Below are 14,784 nucleotides of genomic sequence, written 5' to 3'. Positions count from 1 at the left end.
GCCCACGTCCTGGGTCTCCAGGGGCATGCGCAGGTAGTCGGCGGGCGAGGCCGGGCAGGCGAAGTGCAGGACCAGGTCGTACGGGCCCGCGAGCCACCACGGTGATGCCCGCGCCGCCGTGGCCGTAGTTGTGCACCAGCACGCGGCCGCCGGGCAGGGGCTGCCGCTCCAGCCGTACCGCCTCCCGGGCCGGCCGGAGTCCCACCCGGTGCGCCAGGACACGGGCACCGGTGATCTCCGGCCGGACGGCCGCGCAGCGGGCGACGATCGCCTCGGCCGTGGCCGGGTCCGGCTCCAGGGACCAGTCGTCCTCCTCGGCCGTACCGCCGAGGAGCAGCCGCCCCGGCTGCGGAATGAGGTAGGTGGAGGCGGCCGAGGAGTGGTCGACGGAAGTGAACCAGCTGGTGACGCCCGGGTTCTCCACCACGACGAGCTGGCCGCGCACCGGCCGCACCGCCGGGTCCGGCACCAGGGAGCGGGCCCCGAGGCCCGTGCAGTTGATCACCACAGGGGCCGGCACGGCGGCCAGGTCGGTCACCTCACCGGTCTCCACCGTTCCGCCCGCCTTCTCCAGCCGCTGCCGCAGCCAGGCCAGATGCACCGGCATGTCGATCACCGGCAGCCGCGCCGCCAGGCCCTCGGCCACCGCCCGCAGTCCCGGCACCCGGCCCGCCCAGTCGCCCAGCCCGTCCAGTCGCGCCCCCTGGTGCACGCCGTCGACCAGACGCACCCCCGTCTCCTCCGGCCGCTGCGCCAACTCCTCGTACACCCGGAGCGATTCCAGCGCCCACGCGCCCGCCAGGGGCTCCGGTTCGATGCGGTAGGGCCACCACAGGCCGCCGGCGACCGCCGAGGTCGTCCGCTCGGCCGGCTCCCGCGCCCACACGCGCACCCGCCGCCCCGCCCCGGCCAGCAGCACGGCCGTCGTCAGCCCGGCGATCCCGCTCCCGACCACGATCACTTCGTCACTCGGCTCACTGTCCACGTCAGGACGATAGGTCCTGCGCGGCCGGCTCCGTCAGCCCCCGGGGCCGCCACCGGTGACCGGCGCACGGCGCGGCGCGGACGCGCGCGTGCCGCCACTAGGATCGGCGTCCTGATGACTGCCACCCTCGTTGCCAAGAACCTCGCCGCCGGACATGGCGACCGCTCCCTGTTCACCGGGCTCGACCTGGTCGTCGCGCCCGGCGATGTCATCGGGCTGGTCGGCGCCAACGGCGCGGGGAAGTCGACCCTGCTGCGGATGCTCGCCGGACTCACCCCGCCCGAGCAGGGCGGACTGCGGCTGTCCCCGCCGACCGCGACCGTCGGCCACCTGCCGCAGGAGCCGGAGCGCCGGCCGGGGGAGACCGTCCGGGAGTTCCTGGCCCGCCGTACCGGGGTCGCCGAGGCCCAGCGGGTCATGGACGAGGCCACCCAGGCGCTGGTCGACGGCGCGCCCGGCGCCGACGACGCCTACGCCGCCGCCCTGGAGCGCTGGCTCGGCCTTGGCGGCGCCGACCTGGAGGAGCGCGCGGAGGAGGTCGCCGACTCCCTCGGTCTGGCCGTGGACCTGGACCAGCCGATGACCGCCCTCTCCGGCGGCCAGGCGGCCCGCGCCGGCCTCGCCTCCCTGCTGCTGTCCCGCTACGACGTCTTCCTCCTGGACGAGCCCACCAACGACCTGGATCTCGACGGCCTGGAGCGTCTGGAACGGTTCGTCACCGGGCTGCGCGCGGGCACGGTCGTCGTCAGCCACGACCGCGAGTTCCTCACCCGCACGGTCACCAAGGTCCTCGAACTCGACCTCGCCCAGGGCGAGATCAACCTGTACGGCGGCGGTTACGCCGGCTACCTGGAAGAGCGCGAGGTGGCCCGCCGGCACGCCCGCGAGGAGTACGAGGAGTACGCCGACAAGAAGGCCGCCCTCCAGGACCGCGCCCAGATGCAGCGCGCCTGGATGGACAAGGGCGTGAAGAACGCCCGCCGCAGGGCCGGCGGCGACAACGACAAGATCGGCCGCAAGTTCCGCAGCGAGGCCAGCGAGAAGCAGGCCGCCAAGGCCCGCCAGACCCAGCGCATGATCGAGCGCCTGGACGTGGTGGAGGAGCCGCGCAAGGAGTGGGAGCTGCGGATGGAGATCGCGTCGGCGCCGCGCTCGGGCGCGGTCGTGGCGACGCTGCGGGACGCCGAGGTCCGCCGTGGCGACTTCACCTTCGGCCCCGTCTCGCTGCAGATCGACTGGGCGGACCGCATCGCGGTGACCGGCGCCAACGGCTCGGGGAAGTCCACCCTGCTCGGCGCGCTGCTCGGCCGCGTCCCGCTCGACTCCGGCCACGCGGCCCTCGGCTCCGGCGTCCTGGTCGGCGAGGTCGACCAGGCCCGGGGGCTGTTCCACGGCCCCGAGACCCTCCTCGACGCCTTCTGCGCCGCCGTCCCCGACACCGAGCCGGTGGAGGTCCGCACCCTGCTGGCCAAGTTCGGCCTGAAGTCCGCCCACGTGCTGCGCCCGGCCGCCACCCTCTCCCCGGGCGAGCGCACCCGCGCCGCGCTCGCCCTCCTCCAGGGCCGGGGCGTCAACCTCCTCGTCCTGGACGAGCCGACGAACCACCTCGACCTGCCGGCCATCGAGCAGCTGGAGTCGGCCCTCGACGCCTACACGGGCACCCTGCTGCTGGTCACCCACGACCGGCGCATGCTGGACGCGGTCCGGGTCACCCGGCGCCTGGAGGTCGCCGCCGGCAAGGTGACGGAGCGCTAGGGTCTTTCGTCAGCCGACGCGTGCGGCGGCCTCCTTCGCCGCCCGTTCGACCCGGGCGAGGTGTTCCGGGTCGCGGGGCGCCACGTTGAGACCGCCGGGGCGCTGCCCCACCGCGCCGTCGACGAGTTCGCGCACGATGTCCGCGTGCCCGGCGTGCCGCTGGGTCTCGGCGACCATGTGCGTCAGCACCCGGTGCAGCGTCGTCTCACCCGGCGCACCGGGTGTCCGGCCGACCGCGTCCAGGGGGAGCGCGGCGATGGTCTCGTCCGCGTGGGCGCACGCACGCCGGTACAGGCCCACGATGTCCTCGCGGGTCTCGTCGGCCCGTGCCCACAGGTCGGCGTCCGGCTCGGCGTCGCCCGTGATCCACAGGGGTGTGCCGGGGAAGGGCCGGCCGAAGGTCGCGCCGAAGTACAGCGCCTCGGCCCCCGCCAGGTGCTTCACGAGGCCCAGCAGGTTGGTGCCGGTGGGCGTCAGGGGACGCCGGACGTCGTACTCGGGAAGCCCGTCGAGCTTCCACAGCAGCACGTCGCGGGCGTCCCGGAGGTAGACCAGGAGGTCGTCCTTGGGATCCGTCATGAGCCAAGTCTGCGGATCGGATGATCACGCGTCACCCGGAATTCCGGGCGGCGGACGGAGGCACCCTCCGGGGAGGAGGGTGCCACTCCGGCCGACGGCCGAAGCCCCTCGGGGTCAGCGCTTCTTCGGGTCCAGCAGGCCCGCGCGGCGCAGCGCGTCCGCCATGGCGCTGTTGGCCGGTGCCGGGGCCTGCCGGCCGCCGCGGTCACCGCCGCCGCGGCCCTGCCGCTGGCCTCCGCCCTGCCGCTGCTGCGGCGGACGGGCACCGCCGCGCTGCTGCCGGCCGCCGCCCTGGCCCTGCGGGGCGGCCTCGTCGTCCAGGCGCAGCGTCAGCGCGATCCGCTTGCGCGGGATGTCGACGTCCAGGACCTTCACCTTGACGATGTCGCCGGGCTTCACGACATCGCGCGGGTCCTTGACGAACGACTTCGACATCGCCGACACGTGCACCAGACCGTCCTGGTGGACACCGACGTCCACGAACGCGCCGAAGGCGGCCACGTTGGTGACCACGCCCTCCAGGACCATCCCGGCGGACAGGTCGGAGATCTTCTCCACGCCCTCCTTGAAGGTGGCCGTCCGGAACGCCGGACGCGGGTCGCGGCCCGGCTTCTCCAGCTCCTTGAGGATGTCGGTGACGGTCGGCAGACCGAAGGTGTCGTCCACGAAGTCGGCCGGCCGCAGCGAGCGCAGCACGCCCGTGTTGCCGATGAGGGACGCCACCTCCTGGCCGGTGGTCTTCACCATGCGGCGCACCACCGGGTACGCCTCCGGGTGCACGCTGGAGGCGTCCAGCGGGTCGTCGCCGCCGCGGATGCGCAGGAAGCCCGCGCACTGCTCGTACGCCTTCGGGCCGAGCCGCGCCACCTTCTTCAACTCCGAGCGGGACCTGAACGGACCGTTCTGGTCGCGGTGCGCGACGATGTTCTCGGCGAGCCCGGACGAGATGCCCGACACCCGTGCGAGGAGCGGCACGGACGCCGTGTTGACGTCCACGCCGACGCCGTTCACACAGTCCTCCACGACCGCGTCCAGCGAGCGGGACAGCTTCACCTCGGACAGGTCGTGCTGGTACTGGCCGACGCCGATCGACTTCGGGTCGATCTTCACCAGCTCGGCCAGCGGGTCCTGAAGGCGCCGGGCGATGGAGACCGCGCCGCGCAGCGACACGTCCATGTCCGGCAGCTCCTGCGAGGCGTAACTCGACGCGGAGTACACCGACGCGCCCGCCTCGGACACCATCACCTTGGTGAGCTTCAGCTCAGGGTGCTTCGCGATGAGTTCACCGGCGAGCTTGTCGGTCTCGCGGGACGCGGTGCCGTTGCCGATCGCGATCAGCTCGACCGCGTGCTCCTTCGCGAGCCGCGCCAGCTTGGCGAGCGCCTCGTCCCACTTGTTGGCCGGGACGTGCGGGTAGATCACGTCCGTGGCGACGACCTTGCCGGTCGCGTCGACCACGGCGACCTTCACGCCCGTGCGGAACCCGGGGTCCAGGCCGAGCGTCGCGCGCGTGCCGGCCGGGGCGGCCAGCAGCAGGTCGCGCAGGTTCGCCGCGAACACGTTGACCGCCTCGTCCTCGGCGGCCGTGCGCAGCCTCAGGCGCAGGTCGATCCCGAGGTGGACCAGGATGCGGGTGCGCCAGGCCCAGCGGACCGTGTCCGTCAGCCACTTGTCGGCCGGGCGGCCCCGGTCGGCGATCCCGAACCTGGACGCGATGATCCCCTCGTACGAGGACGGGCCCTCCGTGGCCTCCTCCGGCTCCAGGACGAGGTCCAGGACCTCCTCCTTCTCCCCGCGCAGCATCGCCAGGATCCGGTGCGAGGGCAGCTCCGTGAACGGCTCGGCGAAGTCGAAGTAGTCGGCGAACTTGGCGCCCGCCTCCTCCTTGCCCTCGCGCACCTTGGCGGCCAGCCGCCCGCGCACCCACATGCGCTCGCGCAGCTCGCCGATCAGGTCGGCGTCCTCGGAGAACCGCTCGGTGAGGATCGCCCGGGCGCCCTCCAGCGCGGCCTGCGGATCGGCCACGCCCTTGTCCGCGTCCACGAACGCGGCGGCCGCCGCCGGCGGTTCGACCGTCGGGTCGCCCAGCAGCCCCTCCGCGAGCGGTTCCAGGCCCGCCTCGCGGGCGATCTGCGCCTTGGTGCGCCGCTTCGGCTTGTAGGGGAGGTAGACGTCCTCCAGGCGCGCCTTCGTCTCGGCGCCGCGGATCCGCGCCTCCAGCTCCTCGGTGAGCTTGCCCTGCTCCCGCACCGACTCCAGGATCGCGGTCCGCCGCTCCTCCAGCTCCCGCAGATAGCGCAGCCGCTCCTCGATGGTGCGCAGCTGCGCGTCGTCGAGCATCTCGGTCGCTTCCTTGCGGTAGCGAGCGATGAAGGGCACGGTCGAACCGCCGTCGAGCAGTTCCACCGCGGCCTTCACCTGCCGCTCCCGTACGCCGAGCTCCTCGGCGATCCTGCCTTCGATGGACCCTGCTCCGAGGGACCCGGGTGTCGTCACGATCCCGTACCGCCTTCTCCACTGAGGTTGCGCGGCAATTGTGGCAGGTGACGCCGACAACCGGGATCAGGGCCGCACCCGGCGGGGCGCCGGGCCCGGTGTCAGGCCCGGCTCGCCCGCGCGGAGGACGATGCTCCGCCGAACAACCGGGCGAGTGCCCGGAACGGCAGCGTGACCACCGTGGCGAGGGCGCCGCCGATCTGCCGCAGTACGTCTGCGATGGCACGGAACACGAACGATCTCCTTTCCTTGAGGGCTCTCGTCACCCCGGGTACCTCCGGACGGCGCGGGAAACCCCGGACCCAGGGCGCCTCATGGCAGAAAAGGTGGGAAATCCGTCGTTGCTGCCGTGCACGGGGCCGCCGAGAATCGAGGCCATGACGCAGCGAACCGTCCTCGTCACCGTCTTCGACGGCGTGCAGAGCCTGGACGTCACCGGCCCCGTGGAGGTCTTCGCCGGCGCGGAGAAACACACCCCGGGCTCCTACCGGATCCGCACGGCCTCCGTGGACGGCGGCCCCGTGCGCACCTCCAGCGGGCTGACCGTCGTACCCGACGGATCCCTGGCGGACACGGCGGATCCGCACACGCTGCTGGTTCCCGGCGGGGAGGGCACCCGCGACCCCGATCCGCGGCTGGTGGAGTGGCTGCGCGCGCACGGCCCGCGGGCCCCGCGCCTGGTCTCCGTGTGCACCGGCGCGATCCCGCTGGCACGGGCCGGACTCCTGGACGGCCGGCGCGCCACCACGCACTGGGCGTACTGCGACAAGCTCGCCCGGGACCACCCCGCCGTCCGGGTCGACCCCGACCCGGTCTTCGTCCGGGACGGACACGTGGCCACCTCGGCCGGGGTCACCGCGGGCATCGACCTCGCCCTCGCGCTGGTGGAGGAGGACCTGGGCCGGCAGGTGGCGCTGACCGTCGCCCGCCATCTCGTGGTGTTCCTGCGCAGGCCGGGCAACCAGGCCCAGTTCAGCGCCCAGCTGGCCGCCCAGACGGCCCGCCGGGAACCCCTCCGGGACGTCCAGCAGTTCATCACCGAGCACCCGGACGGCGACCTCGGCGTCGAGGCGCTGGCCGCCCGCGCGGCCCTCTCCCCGCGCCACTTCGCCCGCGCCTTCCAGGCGGAGACCGGCATGACACCGGGCCGGTACGTCGACCGGGTCCGCCTCGAACACGCACGCCGCCTGCTGGAGGACACCGCCGACGGCGTCGAACAGGTCGCCCGCGCCAGCGGCTACGGCACGCCGGAGGCCATGCGCCGCGCCTTCCTGCGCACCCTGGGCGCGTCCCCCGCCGAGTACCGCCGCCGCTTCCGGCCCGCTCCCGTCACCTGACGAACCCTCACCCGCCGTACACGACAAGGGAATCCCATGCAGATCGCCATCGTGCTCTACGACCGCTTCACCGCCCTGGACGCCGTCGGTCCCTACGAGACCCTCGGCCGGCTCCCCGACTCCGAGACCGTGTTCATCGCCGAGCGCACCGGTCCCGTCCGCACCGACACCGGGAACCTGGCGCTCACCGCCGACCGGACCCTCGCCGACGTACCGTCCCCGGACATCGTGATCGTGCCGGGCGGTCCCGGCCAGAGCGACCAGATGGAGAACACCGCCCTGCTGGACTGGCTGCGCGCGGCGGACGCCACCAGCACCTGGACCACCTCGGTGTGCACCGGCTCGCTGCTGCTGGCCGCCGCCGGGCTGCTGCGGGGCCGCCGCGCCACCTCGCACTGGCTCGCGCTGGACCAGCTCAGCGGCTTCGGGGCCGAGCCGACGGAGGAGCGGGTGGTCGTGGACGGCAAGTACGTCACCGCGGCCGGCGTGTCGTCCGGCATCGACATGGGCCTGACCCTCCTCGGCACCATCGCCGGTGACGAACACGCCCAGTCCGTCCAGCTGCTGGCCGAGTACGACCCCCAGCCGCCGTACGACGCCGGTTCGCCGCGGAAGGCACCCGCGCACCTCGTCGAGAAGTGGCGTGCCGCGAGCCGTTTCATCCTGACGTAGACACGCTCCAGGTGAAGCGCGGCTGCCGGCGCTCCAGGAACGCGGCGACGCCCTCCGCGACGTCGCCGCTGCCGCGCGCCTGGGCGGCCCAGTGGGCGTCACGGTCGGTGCGGCCGGCGGCGAACTCCTTGGCGGCGGCCTGGGTGAGCTGCGAACGGGACACCAGCACCCGGGTCAGGTCCGCGACCCGCTTGTCCAGCTCCCCCTCGGGCAGCACCTCGTCCACCAGGCCGGTGCGCAGCGCCCGCCCGGTGTCGATCAACTCGGCCGTGAACAGGAGGTACTTGGCCGTGGCCGGGCCGACCAGGGACACCAGCCGGCGGGTCGAGGAGGCCGGGTAGACGACACCGAGCCGCGCCGGCGTCACCCCGAACAGCGCGCCCTCCTCCGCCAGCCGCAGGTCGCAGGCCGCCGCGAGCTGTGCCCCGCCCCCCACGCAGTGGCCGCGCACCGCGGCGATCGTCGGCTTGGGGAACGCGGCAAGGGCCTCCTCGGCGGCCACCGCGAGGGCCGGTGCCTCCTCCGGTGCGTCCCGCAGCGTGGAGATGTCGGCACCCGCGCAGAAGGTCCCGCCCTCACCGGTCAGCACCAGCGCCCGTACCCCGGGGTCACGGGCCAGCGCGTCGAGGAGCGGGGGGAGGGCCCGCCACATCGCCGCCGTCATGGCGTTGCGCTTGGCGGGATGGCGGATCACCACGGTGGCGACGGAGTCGGTGACCTGGTGGGACAGCTGGGGCTCCATGCGGCGGATCGTAGCGGAGGGGTTCTCCGCGGCGGCCGGCCCAACCCGTACAACCCGACTAGTTCGCGAACCGGCGCCCGAGGGACAGGAACAGTCCCACCCCGTGACCCGGTCATGCGCAGTCGGTCAAAAACCGTTCGATACTTGCCTACTTGTGTTCAGGTATCCGGGCCGGCGCGCATCGTTACCAACACTCGACGTGTGGTGACAATCGAGCGCGAGGGTGGCGACCGGACGATGGACAACCACGGGCGCGAGGACGGCCCGCGCCCAGCGGGGGGCGGCGACAGGCCACCGGATCCACTGCCGTACGAAGGCGTCTGGCGGTTCACCGCGGCCGCGGTGGACGCCTCCGTCCCGCAGGCCCGGCACGCGGTGCGGGACCTGCTGCTGCGCCAGGGGGTGCCGGTCTCCGACGACCTGGTGCACGGGCTGCTGCTGATCGTCTCCGAGCTGGTCACCAACGCGGTCCGGCACGCGGCGCTGCTGTCGCCGGTGCTGGCCGTGGAGGTGGCCGTCGGAGCCGAGTGGGTGCGGGTGTCCGTGGAGGACAACCACCCCTACCGCCCGACGGCCCTGGAGGCCGACCACGGGCAGACCGGGGGCCGGGGACTCCTCCTGGTCCGCGAGGTGGCGCGGGAGGCGGGCGGGGTGGTCGACGTCGAGCACACCGCGAGCGGCGGCAAGGTGATCTGGGCCGCCCTCCCGCTCAAGCCCCCCTCGCTGCCGTAGCGCCCGCCCCCCGGCGACCCGCCACGGCACCGCCGTGGCGGCTACCAGCCGGCGGACGGGCCCGTCAGTTCCCTGACCGCCGGTCGGGCCGCGTCCAGCACGGTCATGAACCAGGCGGAGAACGGGTCCCGGGCGTGCCGCTCGGCCAGCTCGGCCGCCGTCACGAAGGCGGTCTGGGCGACCTCCTCCGGATCCGGCCCGAGCGGCGCCTGCACCAGGCCGACGAACAGGTGGTTGAACTCCTGCTCCACCAGGCCGGAGGCGGGGTCCGGGTGGTTGTACCGGACCGTGCCGGCCTCCGCGAGCAGCGACGGCGACACGCCCAGCTCCTCGTACGTGCGCCGGGCCGCCGCCGCGAACGGCGCCTCCCCCGGGTAGGGATGACCGCAGCAGGTGTTGGACCACACACCGGGGGAGTGGTACTTGCCGAGCGCCCGCTGCTGCAGCAGCAGCCGGCCCTGCTCGTCGAAGAGGAACACCGAGAACGCGCGGTGCAGCTGCCCCGGCGGCTGATGGGCGGCGAGCTTCTCCGCCGTACCGATCGTCACACCCTTCTCGTCGACCAGTTCCAGCAAAATCGCCTCTGCGGTGCCCTTCGACGAGCTGTGCGTCGCGGTGGCAGGTGTGATCGGCATAACCATCCTTCGCCTCGGTCTTCGCACCCCAAGTCTGCCGTACGAATCCGGCACTCCCGGCACGATCCCCCGTCCGCGCGGCGCGGCACCGGAGCCGGACCCGGTGGATCATCGTGCCCGGAGCCGGCCGCGGGGAACCGCCCGGGGGTGCGCCGAACGGCAGTGCGTACGGGTCAGTGGCACAGCCGCGCTTCGTGCTCGGCGTGCCCGCCCGGCTCCAGCTGGAAGGTGCAGTGCTCGACGTCGAAGTGATCGCCCAGGCAGCCCTGCAACTCGTGCAGCATCTTCTCGTGCCCGATGGCGTTCAGCACCTCCGAGCTGACCACCACGTGCACCGACAGCACCGGCATGCCCGAGGTGATCGTCCAGGCGTGCAGGTCGTGGATGTCCTCCACGCCGTCGAGGGCCAGCAGGTGCGCCCGTACGTCCGCCATGTCGACACCCTTGGGGGCCGCCTCCAGCAGCACGTCCAGCGTCTCGCGCAGCAGCTTCAGCGTCCGCGGCACGATCATCAGCCCGATGACCAGCGAGGCGACCGGGTCCGCCGCCTGCCAGCCGGTGGCCAGGATCACCGCCGCCGAGATCAGCACCGCCACCGAGCCCAGCGCGTCCGCGGCCACCTCCAGGAAGGCGCCGCGCACGTTCAGGCTCTCCTTCTGCCCGCGCATCAGCAGCACCAGCGAGACGGAGTTCGCCACCAGGCCGATCAGACCGAACACGACCATCAGGCCGCCCCGGGTCGCGGCGGGCTCCACGAACCGCTGGACCGCCTCGTACAGGACGTATCCGCCCACCCCGAGCAGCAGCAGGCAGTTGGCCAGGGCCGCGAGGATCTCGGCGCGGGCGTAGCCGTAGGTGCGGTTGGTGCTCGCCGGGCGGTTCGCGAAGTGCACGGCGAGCAGGGCCATGCCGAGGCCCACCGCGTCCGTCGCCATGTGCGCGGCGTCCGCGATCAGCGCGAGCGAGTCCGCGAGCAGGCCGCCGGCGATCTCGACGACCATCACCGTGAGCGTGATGCCCAGCGCGATCCGCAGCCGGCCCCGGTACGCGGCCGTGGCCGTACCCGTGGCCGGCGCGTGGGAGTGCGCGTGCCCGTGGTCGTGCCCTGCCCCCATGACTACCGCCTTCCGTGTGGCTGCCCGCAAGCCAGTGAACTACGGGGCCGGGGTGGGGGGCAACGCGGTACTGAACACCGTTGTCATGTGCCGTGACCTGCGGAAACGTTCCGCAGGTCAGGGGGCGGGAGCCCGGTCAGCTGCCGTGGTGCAACTGCCAGCCCGCCCATGCCGACTCGATCATCTCCCGCACCCCGCGCCGGGCCCGCCAGCCCAGTGCCCCGGCGGCCCGCTCGGCCGAGGCCACCGCGCGCGGCGCGTCGCCCGGACGGCGGCCCTCCACCACGGGCGCCCGGCGGTCCCCGGTGACCTCCCCGATCACCGTGATCAGCTCGCGCACCGAGACCCCCTCGCCCCGGCCGATGTTCAGCGTCAGATCACCGGTGAGGTCCCCCGAGGCCAGCCGCCGCGCCGCCGCCAGGTGGGCCTCCGCCAGGTCGGCGACGTGGATGTAGTCCCTGACACAGGTGCCGTCCGGCGTCGGGTAGTCGTCGCCGAAGATGCGCGGGGCCTCGTCCCGGGTGAGCCGGTCGAAGACCATCGGCACGATGTTGAACACCCCGGTGTCCGCCAGCTCCGGCGCCGCGGCGCCGGCCACGTTGAAGTAGCGCAGGCACACGGTGGAGATGCCGTGCGCCCGGCCCGCCGCCCGCACCAGCCACTCCCCGGCCAGCTTGGTCTCGCCGTACGGGTTCACCGGGGCGCACGGGGTGTCCTCGGTGATCAGGTCCACGTCCGGGTTGCCGTACACCGCCGCCGACGACGAGAACAGCAGGCGGTCGATGCCCGCCTCGGCGACCGCGTCCAGGAGCGTGGCCAGACCGCCCACGTTCTCCCGGTAGTAGCGGGTGGGCTGGGCCACCGACTCCGCGACCTGCTTGCGCGCCGCGAGATGGACGACGCCCGTCACGCCGTACTCCGCGAAGACCCGCTTCAGCAGTGCCCCGTCCAACGTCGACCCCTGGACCAGCGGCACCTCGGCCGGGAGCCGCGCGGGTACGGCGGCCGACAGGTCGTCCAGCGCCACGACGCTCTCCCCGGCGCCCGTCATGGCCCGTGCCACATGTGCCCCGATGTATCCGGCTCCGCCGGTGATCAGCCACGTCATGGTCGTCCACCCTATGCCGAACGGCCCGGTGTCCCGGTTGCCCGGGTCTGCTCCACGGGTTTGTGGGCGGGGCCCGGGATCCCCGATGATGATCGCGGCAAAGGCCGGGGCAGCCCCCGTGGGCCGGACCGTGAACGGCCGGTGAACACCGGCTCCGGACCATCCGATAGCCTCTGCCGACATGCCGCCCGGGTGCCGCGGGCAGGGCGGCCCACCATGCAAGAGACCGGCGCCCGCGCGCGCCGGCACCCAGGGAGTGAGTTCGGTTGTCGACCGCCATCGTCACCGGTCAGCCGGTCCCCGGATCGTCACTGGAGAACGATCTGCGGTCCCTCGGCTTCGACGTGCGCGTGGCCGCCGACGCCGCCGAGACGGAGTCCCTGCTCGCGACCGTGCCGGCCGACCGGCGCGTGGCCCTGGTCGACGCCCGCTTCGTCGGCCACCTCCACGCGCTGCGCCTCGGCCTGACCGACCCGCGCTTCCCGCTCGCCGCCGTGCCCGGTGCCGTCACCGCCCAGCCGGCCGCCCGGCAGGCGTTCGTCCGGGCCGTGGCCCGTGAGACCTCCGCGGCCGGCGGTACGGCCACCGCCCGCGCGGCCGAGGGCGGCGCCCCCGCCCTCGCCCTGGACAGCCTCGCCGACCGCGTCGCCGACGCCCTCGACGCCGACGCCGGTCCGGTGCACCGGCCCGAGCTGGGCAGCCTGGTCGCCGCCGTGCCCGCCGACCCGCAGGCCCGCAACGAGGCCCGGCAGGCCGTCTCCGCCGTCGACGAGGAGGCCGTCCGCCTGAAGTCGGCCGTGAAGTCCCGGGACGGCTTCTTCACCACGTTCTTCATCAGCCCCTACTCGCGCTACATCGCCCGCTGGTGCGCCCGCCGCGGCCTGACCCCGAACCAGGTCACCACGGCCTCGCTGCTCACCGCCCTCATAGCGGCCGGGTGCGCGGCGACCGGCACCCGCGGCGGCTTCATCGCGGCCGGCGTGCTGCTGATCGCCTCCTTCGTCCTGGACTGCACCGACGGCCAGCTCGCCCGCTACGCCCTGAAGTACTCCACCCTCGGCGCCTGGCTCGACGCCACCTTCGACCGGGCCAAGGAGTACGCCTACTACGCCGGCCTCGCCCTCGGCGCGGCCCGGGGCGGCGACGACGTGTGGGCCCTCGCCCTCGGCGCGATGATCCTCCAGACCTGCCGGCACGTGGTCGACTTCTCGTTCAACGAGGCCAACCACGACGCCACCGCCAACACCAGCCCCACCGCCGCCCTCTCCGACAAGCTCGACAGCGTCGGCTGGACCGTCTGGCTGCGGCGGATGATCGTGCTGCCGATCGGCGAGCGCTGGGCGATGATCGCGGTCCTCACCGCGCTCACCACCCCTCGGATCACCTTCTACGTCCTGCTCGTCGGCTGCGCCTTCGCGGCGACGTACACCACGGCGGGCCGGGTGCTGCGCTCGGTGACCCGCAAGGCGCGGCGCACCGACCGGGCGGCGCAGGCCCTCGCCGACCTGGCCGACTCCGGCCCGCTCGCCGGGGCCGTCGGGCGGGTGGCCCGGAAGGGCCTGCCCGGGCTCGCCGTGCCCGCCGTCGCCCTGCTCGGCGGCGCCGTGGTCGTGGCCTGCTCGGCCCTCACGGACTTCGGCGGGCCGCTGCCGGCCGCCGGCGCCGTCCTGTACGTCCTCACCTCGGCCCTGGCCGTCGCCCGCCCCCGCAAGGGCGCCCTCGACTGGCTCGTCCCGCCCTTCTTCCGGGCCGCCGAGTACGGCACGGTGCTCGCCCTGGCCGGTAAAGCGGGCGTGAACGGGGCCCTTCCAGCGGCTTTCGGCCTGGTGGCGGCCGTCGCCTACCATCACTACGACACGGTGTACCGCATCCGCGGCGACGCCGGAGCGCCTCCGGCCTGGCTGGTGCGCGTCATCGGGGGGCACGAGGGGCGGACGCTGCTCGTCGCCGTTCTGGCCGCGGTGCTCACCGCCGCGCAGTTCAAGGTCGCGCTCGAGGTCCTCGCCGTGGCCGTCGCCCTGGTGGTGCTCGTCGAGAGCATCCGCTTCTGGGTGTCCGCTGGGGCGCCCGCCGTACACGACGAAGGAGAAACCGCATGATCGGCCTCGTGCTGGCGGCCGGCGCCGGACGGCGTCTGCGCCCCTACACCGACACTCTGCCCAAGGCTCTGGTGCCGGTGGGTCCCGAGGGTGCGGAGGAGTCGCTGACGGTCCTGGACCTGACGCTGGGGAACTTCGCCGAGGTGGGGCTGACCGAGGTCGCGGTCATCGTGGGCTACCGCAAGGAGGCCGTGTACGAGCGCAAGGCGGCCCTGGAGCGGAAGTACGGCCTGAAGCTCACGCTCATCGACAACGACAAGGCCGAGGAGTGGAACAACGCCTACTCGCTGTGGTGCGGGCGTGACGCTCTGAAGGACGGGGTGATCCTCGCCAACGGCGACACCGTGCACCCGGTCTCCGTCGAGAAGACCCTCCTCGCCGCGCGCGGCGACGGCAAGAGGATCATCCTCGCCCTGGACACCGTGAAGTCCCTCGCCGACGAGGAGATGAAGGTCGTCGTGGACCCCGACAAGGGCGTCCGGCGGATCACCAAGCTGATGGACCCGGCGGAGGCGACGGGTGAGTACAT

General features: G+C 73.5%; 14 protein-coding genes. 6 read left to right on the top strand and 8 right to left on the bottom strand.

All coding sequences use genetic code 11. The features are described from left to right. The coding region (locus ABZV94_RS35165) for an FAD-dependent oxidoreductase (protein ID WP_356347861.1) at positions 1 to 985 on the bottom strand (985 nt) is incomplete at its 3' end. Between the two features lie 114 nt (positions 986 to 1,099). Between ABZV94_RS35165 and ABZV94_RS35160 the strand changes: the two genes are divergently transcribed. Then, a complete protein-coding gene (locus tag ABZV94_RS35160) occupies positions 1,100 to 2,740 on the top strand; it encodes an ABC-F family ATP-binding cassette domain-containing protein (RefSeq protein WP_356347859.1) in 1,641 nt (546 codons plus the stop codon). Positions 2,741 to 2,749: 9 nt separating this feature from the next. On the opposite strand, the gene ABZV94_RS35155 is transcribed toward ABZV94_RS35160, so the two are convergent. The 3 genes from ABZV94_RS35155 to ABZV94_RS35145 form a co-directional block, all read right to left on the bottom strand. Next, entirely contained in the window at positions 2,750 to 3,319 is a 570-nt protein-coding gene (locus ABZV94_RS35155) for a DinB family protein (RefSeq protein WP_356347857.1), read from the bottom strand. Positions 3,320 to 3,433: 114 nt separating this feature from the next. Beyond that, positions 3,434 to 5,815 carry a Tex family protein gene (locus ABZV94_RS35150; RefSeq protein ID WP_356347855.1) on the bottom strand — a complete coding sequence of 794 codons (2,382 nt, stop codon included), beginning with the start codon at positions 5,813 to 5,815 and terminating at the stop codon, positions 3,434 to 3,436. Between the two features lie 101 nt (positions 5,816 to 5,916). Then, on the bottom strand, positions 5,917 to 6,048 hold the full coding sequence (locus ABZV94_RS35145; protein WP_356347853.1) for an LPFR motif small protein: 132 nt from the start codon (positions 6,046 to 6,048) through the stop codon (positions 5,917 to 5,919). Positions 6,049 to 6,192: 144 nt separating this feature from the next. Here ABZV94_RS35145 and ABZV94_RS35140 point away from each other — a divergent pair, with 144 nt between their 5' ends. Both ABZV94_RS35140 and ABZV94_RS35135 read left to right on the top strand, forming a co-directional pair. Beyond that, entirely contained in the window at positions 6,193 to 7,152 is a 960-nt protein-coding gene (locus tag ABZV94_RS35140; RefSeq protein ID WP_356347851.1) for a GlxA family transcriptional regulator, read from the top strand. A gap of 36 nt (positions 7,153 to 7,188) precedes the next feature. After that, positions 7,189 to 7,824 carry a DJ-1/PfpI family protein gene (locus tag ABZV94_RS35135; RefSeq protein WP_356347849.1) on the top strand — a complete coding sequence of 212 codons (636 nt, stop codon included), beginning with the start codon at positions 7,189 to 7,191 and terminating at the stop codon, positions 7,822 to 7,824. On the opposite strand, the gene ABZV94_RS35130 is transcribed toward ABZV94_RS35135, so the two are convergent. After that, positions 7,811 to 8,566 (bottom strand): enoyl-CoA hydratase/isomerase family protein, encoded by a 756-nt coding sequence (locus ABZV94_RS35130; RefSeq protein WP_356347847.1) that lies wholly within the window; start codon positions 8,564 to 8,566, stop codon positions 7,811 to 7,813. The two genes, ABZV94_RS35135 and ABZV94_RS35130, sit on opposite strands and share 14 nt — an antisense overlap. A 237-nt stretch (positions 8,567 to 8,803) precedes the next feature. On the opposite strand from ABZV94_RS35130, the gene ABZV94_RS35125 reads away from it, so the two are divergent. Continuing rightward, on the top strand, positions 8,804 to 9,298 hold the full coding sequence (locus ABZV94_RS35125; RefSeq protein ID WP_356347863.1) for an ATP-binding protein: 495 nt from the start codon (positions 8,804 to 8,806) through the stop codon (positions 9,296 to 9,298). Positions 9,299 to 9,339: 41 nt separating this feature from the next. Here ABZV94_RS35125 and idi read toward each other — a convergent pair whose 3' ends face one another. The 3 genes from idi to galE form a co-directional block, all read right to left on the bottom strand. Continuing rightward, positions 9,340 to 9,933, bottom strand: coding sequence for an isopentenyl-diphosphate Delta-isomerase (gene idi, locus ABZV94_RS35120; protein WP_356347845.1), 594 nt, complete (start codon positions 9,931 to 9,933; stop codon positions 9,340 to 9,342). 173 nt (positions 9,934 to 10,106) lie between these two features. Then, entirely contained in the window at positions 10,107 to 11,048 is a 942-nt protein-coding gene (locus ABZV94_RS35115; RefSeq protein ID WP_356347844.1) for a cation diffusion facilitator family transporter, read from the bottom strand. A 136-nt stretch (positions 11,049 to 11,184) separates the two neighbouring features. Continuing rightward, on the bottom strand, positions 11,185 to 12,156 hold the full coding sequence (gene galE / locus ABZV94_RS35110) for a UDP-glucose 4-epimerase GalE (protein WP_356347842.1): 972 nt from the start codon (positions 12,154 to 12,156) through the stop codon (positions 11,185 to 11,187). A gap of 266 nt (positions 12,157 to 12,422) precedes the next feature. Here galE and ABZV94_RS35105 point away from each other — a divergent pair, with 266 nt between their 5' ends. Both ABZV94_RS35105 and ABZV94_RS35100 read left to right on the top strand, forming a co-directional pair. Next, positions 12,423 to 14,255, top strand: a complete 1,833-nt coding sequence (locus ABZV94_RS35105; protein ID WP_356347840.1) for a DUF5941 domain-containing protein — start codon at positions 12,423 to 12,425, stop codon at positions 14,253 to 14,255. Continuing rightward, positions 14,252 to 14,784: sugar phosphate nucleotidyltransferase (locus ABZV94_RS35100; protein ID WP_356347838.1), on the top strand; the 533-nt coding region annotated here is incomplete at its 3' end. The genes ABZV94_RS35105 and ABZV94_RS35100, both read left to right, overlap by 4 nt.

It is taken from the genome of Streptomyces sp. NPDC004658 (assembly GCF_040609555.1).
GTDB lineage: Bacteria > Actinomycetota > Actinomycetes > Streptomycetales > Streptomycetaceae > Streptomyces.
Note: the sequence above shows the minus strand (reverse complement) of the source record. Positions and strands in the feature narration are given on the sequence as shown.